Annotated in this window: 13 protein-coding genes; all 13 read left to right on the forward strand. The window is 72.0% G+C overall.

Going from position 1 to position 18200, the window contains the following annotated elements; genetic code table 11:
- The first annotated feature begins 162 nt into the window (after positions 1 to 162).
- The 13 genes from AB0N14_RS06355 to AB0N14_RS06415 all read left to right on the forward strand — a co-directional run bounded on the left by AB0N14_RS06355 (position 163) and on the right by AB0N14_RS06415 (position 18199).
- The gene (locus tag AB0N14_RS06355) at positions 163 to 1260 is read left to right on the forward strand and encodes a mechanosensitive ion channel family protein (protein WP_366024546.1); all 1098 of its coding nucleotides are present in this window, start codon (positions 163 to 165) and stop codon (positions 1258 to 1260) included.
- A 209-nt stretch (positions 1261 to 1469) separates the two neighbouring features.
- Complete coding sequence (locus tag AB0N14_RS06360) at positions 1470 to 2681, forward strand: ROK family transcriptional regulator (protein WP_366024547.1); 1212 nt, start codon at positions 1470 to 1472, stop codon at positions 2679 to 2681.
- Between the two features lie 88 nt (positions 2682 to 2769).
- Positions 2770 to 4101, forward strand: coding sequence for an ABC transporter substrate-binding protein (locus AB0N14_RS06365; protein WP_366024548.1), 1332 nt, complete (start codon positions 2770 to 2772; stop codon positions 4099 to 4101).
- A gap of 2 nt (positions 4102 to 4103) precedes the next feature.
- Positions 4104 to 5045 (forward strand): sugar ABC transporter permease, encoded by a 942-nt coding sequence (locus tag AB0N14_RS06370; RefSeq protein ID WP_366024549.1) that lies wholly within the window; start codon positions 4104 to 4106, stop codon positions 5043 to 5045.
- A gap of 2 nt (positions 5046 to 5047) precedes the next feature.
- Entirely contained in the window at positions 5048 to 5941 is an 894-nt protein-coding gene (locus tag AB0N14_RS06375) for a carbohydrate ABC transporter permease (protein ID WP_366024550.1), read from the forward strand.
- A 10-nt stretch (positions 5942 to 5951) separates the two neighbouring features.
- Complete coding sequence (locus AB0N14_RS06380) at positions 5952 to 7217, forward strand: 6-phospho-beta-glucosidase (RefSeq protein ID WP_366024551.1); 1266 nt, start codon at positions 5952 to 5954, stop codon at positions 7215 to 7217.
- A complete protein-coding gene (locus tag AB0N14_RS06385; RefSeq protein WP_366024552.1) occupies positions 7208 to 8182 on the forward strand; it encodes a BadF/BadG/BcrA/BcrD ATPase family protein in 975 nt (324 codons plus the stop codon). Before AB0N14_RS06380 ends, AB0N14_RS06385 begins: the two co-directional genes overlap by 10 nt.
- Before the next feature lie 342 nt (positions 8183 to 8524).
- On the forward strand, positions 8525 to 9898 hold the full coding sequence (locus tag AB0N14_RS06390) for a hypothetical protein (RefSeq protein WP_366024553.1): 1374 nt from the start codon (positions 8525 to 8527) through the stop codon (positions 9896 to 9898).
- 29 nt (positions 9899 to 9927) lie between these two features.
- The gene (locus AB0N14_RS06395; RefSeq protein WP_366024554.1) at positions 9928 to 10932 is read left to right on the forward strand and encodes a glutamate ABC transporter substrate-binding protein; all 1005 of its coding nucleotides are present in this window, start codon (positions 9928 to 9930) and stop codon (positions 10930 to 10932) included.
- Positions 10933 to 11019: 87 nt separating this feature from the next.
- Positions 11020 to 12342 (forward strand): hypothetical protein, encoded by a 1323-nt coding sequence (locus tag AB0N14_RS06400; RefSeq protein ID WP_366024555.1) that lies wholly within the window; start codon positions 11020 to 11022, stop codon positions 12340 to 12342.
- Positions 12339 to 15275: a tetratricopeptide repeat protein gene (locus tag AB0N14_RS06405; RefSeq protein WP_366024556.1), complete on the forward strand. Its 2937-nt coding sequence runs from the start codon at positions 12339 to 12341 to the stop codon at positions 15273 to 15275. The genes AB0N14_RS06400 and AB0N14_RS06405 overlap by 4 nt, the downstream gene beginning before the upstream one ends.
- 3 nt (positions 15276 to 15278) lie before the next feature.
- Positions 15279 to 16643: a protein phosphatase 2C domain-containing protein gene (locus AB0N14_RS06410; RefSeq protein WP_366024557.1), complete on the forward strand. Its 1365-nt coding sequence runs from the start codon at positions 15279 to 15281 to the stop codon at positions 16641 to 16643.
- Between the two features lie 173 nt (positions 16644 to 16816).
- Complete coding sequence (locus AB0N14_RS06415; protein WP_366024558.1) at positions 16817 to 18199, forward strand: VWA domain-containing protein; 1383 nt, start codon at positions 16817 to 16819, stop codon at positions 18197 to 18199.
- Position 18200 lies beyond the last annotated feature (1 nt).

Below are 18200 nucleotides of genomic sequence, written 5' to 3' on the forward strand. Positions count from 1 at the left end.
CACCTGGTGAACCCCCAGGTGACACGGTCTCTCCACGGGTCATCGTCATGATCCCCACACGATGCCCCGTTAGTGTGGTGTTCCTGCCGTCCGGTGACCTTTCCGTGACCTCGACGACCTTGACCGCTCCCACCGGAGGCAGACGCACTGGAGGTACCCGCCGTGTCCCTGCCCGCCCTACTGGCCGCCGGCGCCGCACCGGCTCCGTCCCCCACGGAGTCGACGGCTCCGGCGGTTCCCACGCTCCAGGACGCCCAGGAGAGCGCGAACCACGCCGCGAGCTGGGTCGAGCAGAACTGGTCGACCTGGCTCGCGATAGGCCTCAGGGTCATCCTGATCCTGGTCATCGCGGCAGTGCTGAGAGTGGCCGTACGGCGCGCGATCACCCAGCTCATCGAGCGCATGAACCGCACCACCGAGGCGACGGCCAACGGCACCTCGCTGGGCGGCCTGCTGGTCAACGCCGAGCGCCGCCGGCAGCGCGCGGCGGCCATCGGATCGGTGCTGCGCTCGGTGGCGAGCTTCCTGATCTTGGGCACCGCGGCGCTGATGGTGCTGGCGACCTTCCAGATCAACCTGGCCCCGCTGCTGGCCTCGGCGGGTGTCGCGGGTGTGGCGGTCGGTTTCGGCGCCCGCAACCTGGTGACGGACTTCCTGTCCGGCGTGTTCATGATCCTCGAGGACCAGTACGGCGTCGGCGACACCATCGACGCGGGCGTGGCCTCGGGTGAGGTGATCGAGGTCGGCCTGCGGGTGACGAAGCTGCGCGGTGCCGACGGCGAGATCTGGTACGTCCGCAACGGCGAGGTCAAGCGCATCGGCAACCTCTCGCAGGGCTGGGCGACGGCCGGGGTGGACGTCACGGTCCGTGCCGGCGAGAACCTGGACCGGGTGAAGGCGGTCCTGGACGCGGTGGCCGAGCGGATGAGCAAGGAGGAGCCCTGGAACGAGATCCTCTGGGGCCCGGTCGAGGTGCTCGGACTGGACAGCGTGCTGATCGACTCCATGGTGGTCCGTCTCTCGGCGAAGACCATGCCGGGCAAGGCACTGACGGTGGAGCGCGAGCTGCGCTGGCGCGTCAAGCGGGCCTTCGACGAGGCGGACATCCGCATCGTGGGCGGCCTGCCCACGACCCTCGCGGAGGAGGAAGCCGCCGACCCCGCGGCCCCGGTCGCACCCCCGTCGGCCCACGCGAACCCCGAGTCCCCGCAGTCGGAGACACCCTCACCGATCCCGCCGCCGCGCCCGGCGGCCAAGTAGCACGGCCGACGGCTCGTACGACCCCCACAGGGCGCCCGGAAATCTCCGGGCGCCCTTTTCCGTGGGGTATTGACGCCTACGGGACGCGGCGCCTACGGTCCTCTCACCAATAGGAAACTTTCCTAACAGTGACGGGAAACGATCGCTCGGTGGACTTCCCCGCGCCCCCACTGAGAAGCTGGGCCGTTGAAAGGCAGGTGGCGACACGCATGGCAGGATCCGCCGGTACACCGGGCACCCCCCGGGTGCTGCGCGCCATGAACGACCGCGCCGCCTTGGACCTGCTCCTGGAGCACGGCCCGCTCAGCCGCACCCGCATCGGCAAGCTCACCGGCCTGTCGAAGCCCACCGCGTCCCAGCTGCTCGCCCGTCTCGAGGCCGCCGGACTCGTCCTGATGACCGGCACCAGCGAGGGCCGCCCGGGCCCCAGCGCCCAGCTGTACGTCGTCAACCCGGCCGCCGCCCATGTCGCCGGCCTCGACGTCACCCCCGAGCGCATCCTCGCCGCCGTCGCCGACATCACGGGCCGGACGGTCGGCGAGTACGAGCTGCCCACCCCCGGCCGCCGCGCGGCGCAACCCGTCGTACGACAGGTCACCGACGCCCTCGACGGCGCCGTGAAGGCCGCCGGGCTCGCCACCTCCGACGTGCACCGGGTGGTCATGGGCACCCCGGGCGCCTTCGACCCCAACACCGGCCGCCTGCGCTACGCCTCCCACCTGCCCGGCTGGCACTCCCCCACGCTGCTGGAGGAACTCGCCGCCGCCCTGCCGATGCCGGTCGAGTACGAGAACGACGTCAACCTCGTCGCCCTCGCCGAGCAGCGCCTGGGCGCGGCCAGGGGCCACGACGACTTCGTGCTGCTGTGGAACGAGGGCGGTCTCGGCGCCGCCCTGGTCCTCGGCGGCCGGCTGCACCGCGGCTGGACCGGCGGCGCCGGCGAGGTCGGCTTCCTGCCGGTGCCCGGCGCCCCGCTGGTCCGCCAGGTCACCAAGGCCAACAGCGGCGGCTACCAGGAACTGGCCGGCTCCCAGGCCATCCCGAAGCTCGCCCGTGAACTGGGCATCGAGGACCTGCCGACCGGCCCGTACGCCGAGGTCGCCGCCGCCCTCGTCGCCCGGGCCGCCGACAGCGCCACCGGCCCCCACCGGCGGCTCCTGGAGACGTACGCGACCCGGCTGGCCACCGGTCTGGCCTCGCTCGTCTCCGTGCTCGACCCCGAACTCGTCGTCCTCAGCGGCGCCTCCCTCACCGCCGGGGGCGAGCCGCTGCGGGGCCTGCTCCAGGCCGAGCTCGAGGAGCTGGCCGCATCCCGGCCACGCCTCGTCGTCGGCGACGTACATGAACACCCCGTGCTGCGCGGGGCGCTGGAGAGCGCCCTCGCCGCCACCCGCGACGAGGTCTTCGACACCTCGCGCTGAGTCCCCGGGTCCGCACCCCGGTTCCACCCCTGCCCCGGCACCCGCTCCGGTCGAACCACACCCCCGCCCGTCCCAGGGAGACCCCGTCATGCCCGAAACAGTCCGAAAAGTCGCCTTTGCCCTGACCGCCTCGGTCGCTCTCCTCACCACCGCCTGTACCGGCCAGTCCGCCTCCGGCGCGAGTGACGACGCGTCCAAGGAGACCACCATCAACTTCTGGCACGCCTGGAGCGCGCCGAACGAGACCAAGGCCGTGAACGCGCTGATCGCCGGCTTCGAGAAGGCGCACCCCAACATCCACGTCAACGTCGTCGCCAACATGACCGACGACAAGATCAACCAGGCGCTGCGCACCGGCGGCGACAAGGCTCCCGACGTCATCTCGTCCTTCACCACGAACAACGTCGGCAAGTTCTGCTCCTCGGGCGCCCTGGTCGACCTCGACCCGTTCTTCAAGAAGGCCGGCATCGACCCGGCCACGACGTTCCCGAAGGCGATGAACGAGTACACCCAGTTCGACGGCAACCGCTGCACGGTGCCGCTGCTGGGCGATGCGTACGGGCTCTACTACAACAAGACCGCCTTCAAGAAGGCGGGCATCACCGCCCCGCCGAAGACGTGGTCCGAATTCGAGACCGACGCCAGGAAGCTGACCGTCCGCGACGGCGACGGCTACAAGCAGCTCGGGTTCATGCCGGACTACCACGGCTGGGAGACCACGACCGAACACTACTTCGCGCAGTTCTCCCCCACCTACTTCGACAAGGACGGCAAGTCGAACCTCGCCAAGGACCCCGCCTTCACAGCCGGATTGACGCTCCAGAAGAAGCTGGTCGACGAACTCGGCGGCTACCAGAAGCTGGAGAGGTACCGCTCGAAGCTCGGTGACGAATGGGGGCCCAAGCACCCCTTCCACACCGGTCAGGTCGCCATGCAGCTCGACGGCGAGTGGCGCCTGGGCATGGCCCTGGACGCCAAGCCGAACTTCGAGATCGGGGTCGCCCCGCTGCCCGTCCCCGACGACCAGGCCGCCCGGTACGGCAAGGGCTACATCACCGGCACGATCGCCGGTATCGCCGCCACCAGTACCAAGCAGAACGCGGCCTGGGAGCTGGTGAAGTACATGACCACCGACACGGACGCGGTGGTGAACTTCTCCAACGCCATCCACAACGTGCCCTCCACCCTCACGGCCCTGAAGTCCCCGAAGCTGAAGTACGACCCGCGCTTCAAGACGTTCCTGGACATCGCCGCGAACCCGAACTCCACGACCACGCCCGCCTCGGTCAACGGCGGCGTGTACCTCACGACGATCCAGCAGCTCGGATACGACTACGAGAGCGGCAAGGTCACCGATCTGAAGGCCGCTCTGCAGAAGACCGCCCAGCAGATCGACACGGACATCGCGCAGGCGAAGTAGCGATGAGCACGATCACCCTCGCCTCGAAGCACCGCAGGGCAGCGCTTCGGACGGCCGCCTTCATGTCGCCCTGGCTGATCGGCTTCGCGGTCTTCTTCGCGTACCCGCTGATCTCGACGGTCTACTTCTCGTTCATGCACTACGACGGCTTCCGGCCGCCGGCATGGAGCGGAGCTAAGAACTGGACGTACGTCTTCGAGAACTACCCGTACTTCTGGCCCGCGTTGCGCAACACCCTGTGGCTGGTCGTCGTCATGGTCGGCCTGCGGGTCGTCTTCGGGCTCGGCGTCGGACTGCTGATCACGAAGATCAAGACGGGTACGGGCGTCTTCCGCACCCTGTTCTACCTGCCCTACCTCGCCCCGCCCGTCGCCGCCACCATGGCGTTCGCCTTCCTCCTCAACCCGGGTACGGGCCCGGTCAACTCGATCCTCGAGAAGATCGGCATCCCGGCACCGGGCTGGTTCAACGACCCCTCCTGGTCCAAGCCCGCCCTCACCCTGCTCGCCCTGTGGGGCATCGGCGACCTGATGGTCATCTTCATGGCCGCCCTGCTCGACGTGCCGCAGGAGCAGTACGAGGCGGCCGAACTGGACGGCGCGTCGGGCTGGCAGCGCTTCCGGTACGTGACGCTGCCGAACATCTCACCGATCGTGATGTTCGCGGTGGTCACCGGAGTGATCCAGACCATGCAGTACTACACACAGCCCCTGATCGCCGGGAAGGTCGCCTCCGGTGTCATCCAGGGTGCCGGGACGCAGTTCGAGCCGGGCTACCCCGAGAAGTCCACGCTCACCCTGCCCCAGCTCGTCTACAACCTCGGCTTCCAGCGCTTCGACTACGGCTCCGCCTGTGTGGTCGCGCTCGTGCTGTTCGTCCTGTCCATGGTGTTCACCGCGTTCCTGATGCGGCGCCGGGGCGGCCTCAACCTGGCAGGTGACTGACCATGACCCAAGTACTCGACAAGCCGGTGGGGGTGCGGGCGCCCGTCTCGCCGGCCGCACGCACCGCCCGTCGCAGGGCCGCCCTGGAGTGGGTCGCGGTCCACTCCCTCGGCGTGGCCGCCGCCCTCTTCTTCACGCTCCCCTTCGTGTTCGTGCTCCTGACCTCGCTGATGAGCGACAGCCAGGCACTCAGCCGCGACCTGATCCCGCACACCTGGGAGTGGGGCAACTACCGGAAGGTGTTCGACACGCCCGGCTTCCTCACCTGGTGGAGGAACACCCTGGTCTACGCCGGCCTCGGCACCGTCCTGACCGTCGTGTCGTCCGTTCCGGTGGCGTACGCGCTCGCCAAGTTCCGCTTCCGGGGGCGGAATCTGTCCCTCATGCTGGTGATCTCGATGATGATGCTGCCGCCGCAGGTGATCATCATCCCGATGTACCTGTTCTGGGCGAAGCAGCTGGATCTGGCGGGCACGCTGTGGCCGCTGATCGTCCCGATGGCGTTCGGCGACGCGTTCTCCATCTTCCTGCTGCGCCAGTTCCTGATGACCATCCCGAACGAGTACCTGGACGCGGCGAAGGTCGACGGCTGCGGTGACCTGCGGATCCTGCTGAAGGTAGTGCTGCCCATGGCCCGGCCGGGCATCGCCGCCGTCGCGCTCTTCCAGTTCTTCTACGCCTGGAACGACTACTTCGGCCCGCAGATCTACGCCTCCGAGAACCCGGGCGCCTGGACGCTGAGTTACGGCCTGGAGTCGTTCAAGGGCGCGCACCACACCGACTGGAACCTGACCATGGCCGCGACCGTGCTGGTCATGGCCCCCGTGATCCTCGTGTTCTTCTTCGCCCAGCGGGCGTTCGTCGAGGGCGTCACGCTCACCGGAGTGAAGGGTTAGTCAGCCACACATGAAACTCACCGTGGTCGGCGGAGGGTCGACCTACACGCCTGAACTCATCGACGGATTCGCACGGCTGAGGGACACGCTGCCGGTCGAGGAGCTGGTCCTCCTCGACCCGGCCGCCGAACGCCTGGAGCTGGTGGGCGGTCTGGCCCGGCGGATCCTCGCCAAGCAGGGGCACCCCGGACGCGTCGTCACGACCGGCGACCTGGACGAGGCGGTCGAGGGGGCCGACGCCGTGCTGCTCCAGCTGCGCGTCGGCGGCCAGGCCGCGCGGGAGCAGGACGAGACCTGGCCGCTGGAGTGCGGCTGTGTCGGCCAGGAGACGACCGGCGCGGGCGGCCTCGCCAAGGCGCTGCGTACCGTGCCCGTGGTGCTGGACATCGCCGCACGGGTCCGCCGCACCAACCCGAAGGCCTGGATCATCGACTTCACCAACCCGGTCGGCATCGTCACCCGCGCCCTGCTGAAGGAGGGCCACCGGGCGGTCGGGCTGTGCAACGTGGCGATCGGCTTCCAGCGGAAGTTCGCCGCGCTGCTCGGGGTCACACCCGCCGACGTGCACCTGGACCATGTGGGCCTGAACCATCTCACCTGGGAGACCGGTGTGCGCCTGGGCGGCCCCGAGGGCGAGGACGTGCTGCCCAAGCTGCTCACCGAGCACGGCGAGGCGATCGCCGCCGATCTGCGCCTGCCCCGGAGCCTGGTGAACCGGCTCGGCGTGGTCCCGTCGTACTACCTGCGCTACTACTACGCCCACGACGAGGTCGTGCGGGAACTGAAGAAGAAGCCCTCCCGGGCCGCCGAGGTCGCCGCCATGGAACGGGAGTTGCTCCAGATGTACGGCGACCCCGCGCTCGACGAGAAGCCGGCGCTGCTCGCCCGGCGGGGCGGCGCGTACTACTCGGAGGCCGCGGTCGACCTCGCGGCGGCGCTGCTCGGCGGGTCCGGGTCGCCGTACCAGGTGGTGAACGCGTACAACCAGGGCACGCTGCCCTTCCTTCCGGACGACGCCGTGATCGAGGTGCAGGCGGCCGTCGGCCCGCACGGACCGACCCCGCTGCCCGTACCGGCCGTGGACCCGCTGTACGCGGGGCTGATGGCGAACGTGACGGCGTACGAGGAGCTGGCTCTGGACGCCGCCCTGCGCGGCGGCCGGGACCGCGTCTTCCGCGCCCTGCTCTCCCACCCCCTGATCGGCCAGTACGACTACGCCGACGCCTTCACCGACCGGCTGATCGCGCACAACCGGGAGCACCTCGCGTGGGCCTGACCGCAAGTGTCCTCGCCATCGACGCGGGCAACAGCAAGACCGACGTCGCCGTGGTGGCCACCGACGGCGAGGTCCTCGGCACCGCGCGGGGCGGGGGGTTCCGGCCGCCGGCCGTGGGCGTGGAGACGGCGGTGGACACCCTGGCGGAAGCCGTCGAGCGGGCCTGCGCGGCGGCGGGGGTCGCCTCGGTCGCCCATGTCTCGGCCTGCCTGGCCAACGCCGACCTGCCGGTGGAGGAGGAACAGCTGGCCGCCGCGCTGCACGCGCGCGCGTGGGGCACGACGGTGGAGGTGCGCAACGACACGTTCGCGATCCTCCGGGCCGGGGTGGCCGAACCGAGAGGCGTCGCCGTGGTCTGCGGCGCCGGCATCAACTGCGTCGGCATGCGCCCCGACGGACGCACCGCCCGCTTCCCCGCACTCGGCCGCATCTCCGGTGACTGGGGCGGCGGTTGGGGCCTGGCGGAGGAGGCCCTGTGGTGGGCGGCGCGCGCGGAGGACGGCCGCGGCGGCCCCACCGCCCTGGCACGTACGCTGCCGGCGCACTTCGGCCTCGCCTCGATGTACGCGCTCATCGAGGCGCTGCACCTGGGGCACATCGCCCACGCCCGGCGCCACGAGCTCACCCCGGTGCTGTTCACGACGGCCGAGGAGGGCGACCCGGTGGCCCGCGCGGTCGTGGACCGGTTGGCGCAGGAGGTGGTCACGATGGCGACGGTGGCGCTGAGGCGGCTGGACCTCCTGGAGGAGGAGACGCCGGTCGTACTGGGCGGCAGCATCCTGGCGGCCCAGCACCCCCAACTGGACGACGCGGTGAGGGACCTTCTGGCGACGAAGGCCCCGAAGGCGGTCCCCCAGGTGGTCACGGCCCGCCCGGTCCTGGGAGCAGCACTACTGGGCCTGGACCACCAGAACGCCCCGAGAGAGACCCAGACACGGGTACGGGCGTACTACGAGGGGGCATGACGGCGGGGCCACTGCGCTGGGCGTCGCGTAGTTGCCCTTGCCCTTGCCCGCAGTCGGCGCAGCCGCCCCAGCTGCGGGCCGTCGTGCCTCCCCCAGTGCCTTGACGGCCTGGGGGGACCCCCAGGGGCGGCACGGGTGGGCGCAGCGGGACCCCGTGAGCGCCGGGCTGCGCAACCTCCCCCCGGCCCACCCCGCCACCGGGAACCAACCAAGAACAGGTCGCGTATTCAAGAGGGGGGTAATACAAAAGCACAGCTCCGCAACAAGATCACCCAAAGCCCTGTGCGGACACCACCCCCCGCGGCGATACTTGCCGCGACGGATGGCCAAGGGGGAGGTCAGGTGACACAGCTGCAGCACGGCGTCGCCCCACCGGCGACGCCCCTCGCACCCCGCCGCACCGCCTTCGCCGAGGGCGCCGACCGCCTGCGCGCCGCCGCCGCCACCGAACCCGGCCGGCTCCGCGTCATCGGCGCCGTCCTCGCCCTGCTCGTCGTCTCCTTCGGCGCCGTCACCGCCTGGCAGATGACCGACCGCGCGGGCGCCGCCGACGACGTACTGCACCGCAGCCAGCCGCTCAGCGCCGGCGCCGCCGACATCTACCGCTCCCTCGCCGACGCCAACACCGCGGCCTCCAGCGGCTTCCTGGCGGGCGGCCAGGAACCCGCGGCGACCACCCTCCGGTACGAGAAGGACATCTGGACGGCCGCCGCCAAGCTGGTCACCGCCGCGGCCAACGCCGAGCCCGGCTCCCCCTCCGCGGCCACCATCACCAAGCTCAACACACTGCTCCCGGAGTACAAGGGCCTCATCGAACGTGCCCGCGCCAACAACCGCCAGGGCTTCCCGGTCGGCGGCGCCTATCTGCGGGCGGCGAACGAGAAGATGCAGCAGGAGATGCTGCCGGCCGCCCAGGACCTGTACACCAAGGAGAACCAGCGGCTGCGCTCCGACTACGCGCACGCGACCCCGTACCCCTGGTTCGCCCTCGCCCTCGGCGTCCTCGCGCTCGCCGCCCTCGGCTGGGCGCAGCGCCGCCACTACCTGCGGACCAACCGGGTGCTCAACCACGGTCTGGTCGCCGCCACGGCCGCCTCCGCGATCGTCCTGCTGTGGCTGGTCGCCGGCCACAGCGTCGCCCGCGCGGGCCTGGACTCCTCGTACGCGCACGGCATCCGCTCGCTGAACGTGCTGCACGACGCCCGTATCGCGTCCCTGAACGCGCGCGGCAACGAGAACCTGACCCTGGTCAGCCGCGGCGCCGAGACCAAGAAGCTGCCGAGCGGGGCGGTCGAGGACGCCTACGACTACGCGTTCCAGCAGGACATGGACGCACTCGGCACGACCCTCGCCAACGCGTCCTCCCTCGCCGACGACCAGGCGGGCGAGCAGCCCGTGAAGGCCGCCACCGGCAACATGAAGGTCTGGCAGGAGCGCCACAGGCAGGCCCGGGCGGCCGACGACGACGGCAACTACCAGGCGGCCCTGAACAAGATCATCGGATCCCGGGCGGACCAGCCCACCGGCGAGTGCTTCGACAGCGTGGACGCGAACCTGGCGAAGGCGTTGGACCACGAGGAGAGTGAGTTCGTGCAGGCGGCGAGCGGCGGCCGGGACGCCATGACCGGGCTCCCGCTGGGTGCGGCCGTCCTCGCCGTGCTGGGCGCGTCCGGCACGGTGCTCGGCATCGGGCGCAGGCTGTCGGAGTACCGGTGAGAGGGGGAGCGGTGAGAGGGGGAGCGGCGATGGTCGCACGGCGTCTGAGGGCGAGTCTGAAGGGCTGGGGCGGCGTGGCGGCGATGCTCGTCGCCTGCGCGCTCACCCTGGTCCTCGCGCTGCTGCTGCCGCTGACCCACCCGCGCGGGAGCGGCTCGACGGGTACCGACGGCCCGGGCCTCGCCCAGGCCACGCAGGCCAAGGACGACTCCTGCGGCGGCCACCCGGAGCGGATGAGCCCGCCGCCGTCGAGCGACGAGAGCGGCCCGGCGGTCACGGCCATCAAGCAGCGCGGCTATCTCTCGGTGGGCGTCGACCAGAACAGCTACCACTGGGGCTACCGCGACCCCAACACCAAGGGCAGCGACCTCGAGGGCTTCGACATCGACCTCGCCCGCGAGATCGCCCGGCAGATCGTCGGCAGCCCGGACGCCGTCCGCTTCCACGCCATCCCCACCAACCAGCGCATCCCGGCGATCAAGAACCACCAGGTGGACATGGTGGTGCGCACCATGACGATCACCTGCGCCCGGCTTGCGGACGTCTCCTTCTCCGAGCCGTACTTCACGACCGGCCAGCAGGTGCTCGCGCCCAAGTCGTCCCCGATCACGGGCTATGACACCTCGCTCGCCGGCAAGAGGATCTGCTCGGCCCAGGGTTCGACCGCGGGCGCGAAGCTGACCGAGGACAGGAAGTCCGGCCGGCTCGCCGCGTCCGCCGACATCTCCACCACCGTCCCCAACCAGCTCGACTGCCTGGTGAAACTGCAACTCGGCGAGGTCGACGCGGTGGTCACCGACGGCGCGCTCGCCGCGAGCCAGGCCGCCCAGGACCCGACCGTCGAACTCAAGGGGAAGCCCTTCACGACCGAGTACTACGGCGTGGCGATGAACAAGGATGACAAGGATCTGGTACGCCGGGTCAACCAGGTGCTCGAGGACTACCGCAGGAACGGCTGGCAGACCTCGTACACCAGGTGGCTGTCCCAGACGCTGGGCAAGGACTCGACGCCGTCACAGCCGCCTTCCACCTGAACCGGCGCAACCGACCTGGTACCACTGGAGAGTTGCCCCGGCGCACCGGACACGCGCGCGGGGAACGACGAGAGCGAGAGGTGATCGATGGGCGTCACGGGACCCACCGGGCCGGTACTGGACCGGGACGAGGTGGACCGTGCGCTGGCGCGGCTCGGTGCGGAGCACGAGGCCATAGAGACCTCGCTCCTCGCCCTGCAGGACCACGCGGGCCGCAGACTCCTCGAGGGCGCCGAACTGACCGGCGTCACCAAGGAGCGGTGGGCGTCGGCGGAGGCGTCGATCACCCTGCTGTGGGCGTACTTCGACGCCTACACGGACACGCTGCGCACCGCGCGGGAGATCCGCTCCCGCAGGCGCTGGTCGAGCCGCGAGGACCTGGCCGAGCTGACCGAACTGCTGCGCGGCCCGAGCGTCACCGTCGCGGGCGGCACCACGGCGACGGCGAACGCGCCGACCCTGGCGGGCACCGGCCGGCTCAGCGAGCAGTTCACCCTGGAGCAGCTCGTGGACCGGATGAACGACCTGTACGCGTCCTCGCTGGACATGGTCGTCGCCGCCGACGCGGTGTGGTCGGCGCTGCCCGCCCGGATCGATTTACTGGCCGCGGAGTTGCAGCGTACGCGTCAGCTCGCCCACTCGGTGGGCGTACGCCCCGGCGAGCATCCGGCGGGCGACGACCTGGAGCGCATCACCCGTACCCTGACCAGGCTGCGCGAGCAGGTGGTCTCCGACCCGCTGGCGTACTGGGTCCCGGCCCAGGGGAGTTCCGCGCCCGGCGGCGGCAGGCCGGACACCACGGTGTACGACCGCCAGGCACGCGCCCTGGAGGACGTACGCCGGGAGATCGACGCTGTGCTGATGGTTCGTCAGGATGCGGAGAAGCGGCTCGTCAGGCTGCGCGACCTGCTCAGCCGCGCGGACCGCACCCTGGCCGAGGCCCGCAGCGCGCGCGGTGAGGTGCTGGCGAAGATCGCCGCCTCGGAGGTGCCCGCGGTCAGCGGCCCGCCCACCGCGCTGCAGGAGCAGCTGGCGACGGCCGCCGAGTACCGCAGGCACGCCCAGTGGCACCGCCTCTCGCCGCTCCTGGACTCACTGGAGCAGAGGGCGGAGGACGAACTCCAGCGCGCCCGCGAGTCGCTGACGGCGGTCACCGCGCCGCTCGCGGTCCGCGCCGAGCTGCGCGGCCGCCTCGACGCGTACAAGGCGAAGGTGGCCCGGCACGGCCTGGCGGAGGACCCGCTGCTGGTCGAGCGGTACGACACGGCCCGCCGCATGCTGTGGAGCGCGCCCTGCGACCTGCGGGCCGCCGAGCAGGCGGTGCTGCGCTACCAGCGGGCGGTGGCGGAACTGCTCGGCGCGCGCGTGCCCGAGCCGGGCGCACCGGCCGACCGGAGGGGGGAGGCATGAGCCAGGCGGGGCGGACGTGCCAGCGGCCCGACTGCGGGGGATCGTACGAGGACGTGGGCGGCGGCGAGCTCTACTGCGACACGTGCGGGCTCGCGCCGGTCGTCTCGGCCAAGGGCGCGGAGGGCTCGCCGCCTGCGGGGGGCACCGCGGACGGCAAGGGCTCCCAGGGCTCGGGAACCGGCGGCGCGCGGCCCGGTTCCGGGGCGTCGTCGCGGTCGTCGCAGTCCCGGCGGTCGTCGCAGTCCCGGCGGTCGGTGTCGGGCCGGCTGTCCGGGAAGTCCACCGGCCGCTCGGTGTCGGTGCGCAGCTCCGGTTCCACGGCCGGGAGTTCGGGTCGCGGCCGGCTCGGCCTGGGCCTGGTGCAGGTCCCGTCGGTGCCACGGCCCGACCCGCGGGCGATGGTGCTGGAGCGCGCGGAGGTGCCCGAGCGCAAGCGGTTCTGCTCGCGCTCCGACTGCGGGGCCCCGGTGGGGCGTGCGCGCGGCGACCGGCCCGGGCGCACGGAGGGCTTCTGCACCAAGTGCGGTCACCCCTATTCGTTCGTCCCGAAACTGAAGGCCGGCGACATCGTGCACGGCCAGTACGAGGTCGTGGGCTGCCTGGCGCACGGCGGGCTCGGCTGGATCTACCTGGCGGTCGACCGCGCCGTCTCCGACCGCTGGGTGGTCCTCAAGGGCCTGCTGGACACCGGCGACCAGGACGCGATGGCCGCGGCGATCTCCGAGCGGCGCTTCCTCGCGGAGATCGAGCACGCCAACATCGTGCGGATCTACAACTTCGTCGAGCACCTGGACCAGCGCACCGGCTCCCTCGACGGCTACATCGTGATGGAGTACGTCGGCGGCAAGTCGCTGAAGGAGATCGCCAACGAGCGTCGCGCACCGGACGGTCGACGCGATCCGCTGCCGGTGGAGCAGGCGTGCGCGTACGGCATCGAGGCGCTGGAGGCGCTCGGCCATCTGCACAGCCGGAACCTGCTGTACTGCGACTTCAAGGTCGACAACGCCATCCAGACCGAGGACCAGCTCAAGCTGATCGACATGGGCGCGGTGCGCAGGATGGACGACGACGAGTCGGCCATCTACGGCACGGTCGGCTACCAGGCGCCCGAGGTGGCGGAGGTCGGCCCGTCGGTGGCCTCCGACCTGTACACGGTCGCGCGCACCCTGGCGGTGCTCACCTTCGACTTCCAGGGCTACACGAACGCCTACGCGGACTCCCTGCCCGACCCGGACACCATCGAGGTGTTCCGCCGGTACGAGTCCTTCTACCGGCTGCTGGTCCGCGCCACCGACCCCGACCCGGCGCGCCGGTTCGCGTCCGCGCAGGAGATGTCGGAGCAGCTGACGGGGGTGCTGCGCGAGGTCGTCGCGCTTCGGACGGGCCGTCCGAGGCCCGCGCTGTCGACGCTGTTCGGTCCGGAACTCAAGCTCACGGACACGGAGTTGTTCCCGAAACAGGCCGGGGAGGTGTCGCGGCTGGGGGCACGGGTGGTGTCGGCGCGCCGACTGGGCCGGGCGGCCGGGGGTGCGTTGCCCGCGACACCGGGAACGGCGGGCTCCGGGACCGGGGGTGCGTTGCCCGCGACACCGGGAACGGCGGGCTCCGGAACCGCGGGGGCGCTGCCCGCCACGCCTGGCACGCCGGGCTCCGGAACCGCGGGGGCGCTGCCCACCACGCCTGCCACGCCCGGCTCCGGAACCGCGGGGGCGCTGCCCACCACGCCCGGCACGCCCGGCTCCGGAACCTCGGGTGCGCTGCCCACCACGCCCGGCACGCCCGGCACCGGAACCTCGGGTGCGCTGCCCACCACGCCTGCCACGCCCGGCACCGGCGCCGTGAGGGCCGCATCCGCCCCTGCCCTCGCCGCCGTCGCCGTCGTAGTCCCTGCCCTCGCCGCCCCTCCGGCCGTCTCCGGCTCCCCCGCCGCCGGTACCGGTCCGGGAGCGGCCGGGAGCACGGGTGGCGGGGGCGCCGCCGCCCCCGTCCTCGTCAAGCCGGTCGACGCCCCTGCCGCCGCGCTCGCGCTGCCCGTCCCGCATGTCGACCCCGGCGACCCCAACGCCGGTTTCCTGGCCGGTCTCATCGCCTCCGCGCCGGCCGAGCTGATCGTCGCTCTGCGGAGCGCACCCGCCGCCTCCCCGGAGCTGCGGCTGCGCGAGCTGCGCGCCCGGCTGGAGATGGGCGAGACGGCGGGTGCCGGGCAGGCCCTCGCGGTCCTGGAGGCGGACCACGCCGACGACTGGCGGGTCGTGTGGTACCGGGGCGTCACCGCGCTCGTCACGGGCGACCACGAGTCCGCCGCGCTCTCCTTCGACGCGGTCTACGACGCCTTCCCCGGCGAGCCCGCGCCCAAGCTGGCCCTCGGCCTGTGCGCGGAGGTCCTCGGCCAGCTCGACAACGCCGCCGAGTACTACCGCCTCGTCTGGACGACCGACCCGAGCTACGTCAGCGCGGCGTTCGGTCTGGCCCGCGTCCAGTTCGCCGCCGGTGACCGCCAGGGCGCCGTGCGTACCCTGGAGTCCGTGCCGGAGGCGTCCATCCACTACACCGCCGCCCGCGTCGCCGCCGTACGGGCGCGGCTGCGGCAGCGCACCGGCCGGGGACCGGACCCGGCCTTCCTGGACGACCTGGTGGCCGCCGCGGGACAGGTGCAGGCGCTGGAGGCGTACGGTCTGGACGCCGTGCGGCGCGAGCAGTTGTCCACAGAGGTCCTGGGCTGTGCGCTGGACTGGGTACTCTCCGGTGGCCAGGGCTCCGCGCCGCCCGCGGCCGACGGGCGGGCGCTGCTCGGCAGCGACCTGGACGAGCGCGGCCTGCGCTTCGGCCTGGAGCGCTCGTACCGGACGCTGGCCAGACTCGCACAGGGCGGCGAGGAGAGGATCGACCTGGTGGAACGTGCAAACCGTTACCGCCCCCGGACGTGGGTGTGATCGATGTCGCAGATGCCCCGGTCGACGGCGCTTTCGCGGTGCCCCAGCTGTGAGGAGCCCCTGGAGTCGGGCGACCTCTACTGCGGCGCCTGCGGGTACGACCTGTCGGTGGTGCCCGCCCCGCCGTCCGACCCCCCGACGCTGACCATGAACGGCACGGTGCCGCGGCCCTCTTCGGAGGCGGGCCCGGTGGACTGGCCGGCCGCCCCGCCGGCGGGCGGCCCCCAGGCGCCCGCCCCGGTGCACCTGCCGACCGACCTGCCGGGCACGGACCTGGGCGGCGCGGAGCCGCCCGGCACGCCCGCCGGGAAGGGCGTGCGGTTCGACCGTTCCGCGGAACCCGACGACTACCACCTCGCCTCCCCGCAGCACTCGACTTCTCCCGAGCAGGGGGGACCCCCGTCCCAGCCGGTCGACCCGCGCACCGCCGTGCCGTCCACGCCTCCCGCCGCCACGAAGGTCTGCGTGGCCTGCCGCGCGGGCACCGTGGACGGCGACGGCTACTGCGAGAACTGCGGCCACGCCCAGCCGCGCGAACGCGACCACCTGGAGCAGGAGTTGGGCGCGGTCGCGGCGGTCAGCGACCGCGGCCTGCGCCACCACCGCAACGAGGACGCGTTCGCGGTCTCCTCCACCGCGCTGCCCGACGGCTCGCCCGCGGTCGTCGCGATCGTCTGCGACGGCGTGTCCTCGGCGACCCGCCCCGACGACGCCTCCCTGGCCGCCGCCCGGACGGCGAGCGAGGCGCTCCTCGACGCCCTGCCGCGCGGCACGCACCCGCAGCAGGCCATGCACGACGCGATCGTCGCCGCCTCCCACGCCGTCAACTCCCTGGCCGCCGAGCCCGAGACGGCCCAGGAGCACGCCCCGCACCAGAACGCGCCCGCGTGCACCCTGGTCGGCGCCGTCGTCACCGCGAGCCTGCTCGTCGTCGGCTGGGTCGGCGACAGCCGCGCCTACTGGGTCCCTGTGGACCGCGCCGCGCCGCCGGCCCGGCTCACCGAGGACGACTCCTGGGCCGCGCAGATGGTCGCCGCGGGCCTGATGAGCGAGGCCGAGGCGTACGCCGACGAGCGTGCCCACGCGATCACGGGCTGGCTCGGCGCGGACGCCTACGAACTGGACCCGCACACCGCGTCGTTCGAGCCGGACCGGCCGGGAGTCGTGGTGGTGTGCACCGACGGGCTGTGGAACTACGCGGAGGCCGCCGAGGAGATGGCCGAGGTGGTGCCGCTCGACGCCGGGCTCCGCCCGCTGCACGCCGCCCGGGTACTGCTGGGCCACGCCCTGGACGGCGGCGGGCACGACAACGTAACAGTGGCGGTCCTCCCGTTCCCGGCCCTGCCGCAGGGGGCAGGATCCGCCTGAGAGGTGTGCCGGGGGACCGCGAGGGTGCCCCCGGACGCGCCCGGGGCCGGCGGGGGTCGGCCCTGGGTCCTGTCGTGGGGAGTTCGACGGCAGGGCCTGGGACCGGAGGGGACCGGTCCGCCACCAGTCGTCACCCACCGCGGTGGGGCTCTCAAGGGGGATCCGATACGGCCATGGCCAATTTCTCGAAGTCGAACGTGCCGCAGTTCTCGGTGGACGTCTACCAGAACGAGTACCTGCCGGAGGGGGGCCGCGAGGTCAACGCCATCATCACGGTGACGGCGACCGGCGGCGGCACGATCGGAAGCTCCGTCACGGCCCCCCACCTCTACGCGCCGGGGCAGGGCCCGGACGCCGCCGTGGCGATCATGGTCGACTGCTCCGGGTCGATGGACTATCCGCCGACCAAGATGCGCAACGCACGCGAGGCGACGGCCGCCGCCATCGACACCCTGCGCGACGGGGTGCACTTCGCGGTGATCGGCGGCACTCATGTGGCCAAGGAGGTCTACCCGGGCGGCGGGCGGCTCGCGGTCGCCGATGCGACCACCCGCGGCCAGGCCAAGCAGGCGCTGCGCCGGCTGAGCGCGGGCGGCGGCACCGCGATCGGCACCTGGCTGCGGCTCGCGGACCGGCTGCTGTCCTCGGCGGACGTCTCCATACGCCACGGCATCCTGCTCACCGACGGCCGCAACGAACACGAGTCCCCCGACGCGCTGAAGGCCACGCTGGACGCCTGCGCCGGCCGGTTCACCTGCGACGCGCGGGGAGTGGGCACCGACTGGGAGGTCAAGGAGGTCACCGGGATCGCCTCCGCGCTGCTCGGCACCGCCGACATCGTCGCCGATCCGGCCGCCCTCGCCGCCGACTTCACACAGATGATGGAGACGGCCATGGGCAAGGAGGTCGCGGACGTCGCGCTGCGGCTGTGGACACCCGTCGGCACGGAGATCAAATTCGTCAAGCAGGTGGCGCCCACCGTCGAGGACCTGACCGCCCGACGGGTCGAGGCGGGTCCGCGCGCCGGGGACTACCCCACCGGCTCCTGGGGCGACGAGTCCCGCGACTACCACGTCTGCGTCCAGGTCCCGCCCGCGAACATCGGCCAGGAGATGCTGGCCGCGCGCGTGTCCTTGGTCATACCCCAGGCCGGGGGTACCTCCCGCTCGAGCGAAGCCGAGAGTGGGGGAGGGAGTGCCCAGAGCCTGGGCGCGCAGGGGCTCGTACGAGCCATGTGGACCGACGACATGGCGGCGTCCACGTCCATCAACGCCCAGGTCGCACACTACACAGGGCAGGCCGAACTCGCCCAAGTCATCCAGCAGGGACTGGATCTGCGCAAAGAGGGCGATTTCGATGGCGCAACGGCCAAACTGGGCCGCGCCGTTCAGCTCGCGAATGCCTCAGGGAACGCGGATACTGCGAAACTGCTTGCGAAGGTGGTGGACGTGGTCGATGCCGCGACAGGTACTGTGCGACTGAAGGCGAAGGTCGCGGAGGCCGACGAGATGACACTCGAGACACGGTCCACAAAGACTGTTCGTGTAAAGAAGTGAC

The organism is Streptomyces sp. NPDC051104 (assembly GCF_040682835.1).
GTDB classification, from domain to species: domain Bacteria; phylum Actinomycetota; class Actinomycetes; order Streptomycetales; family Streptomycetaceae; genus Streptomyces; species Streptomyces cynarae.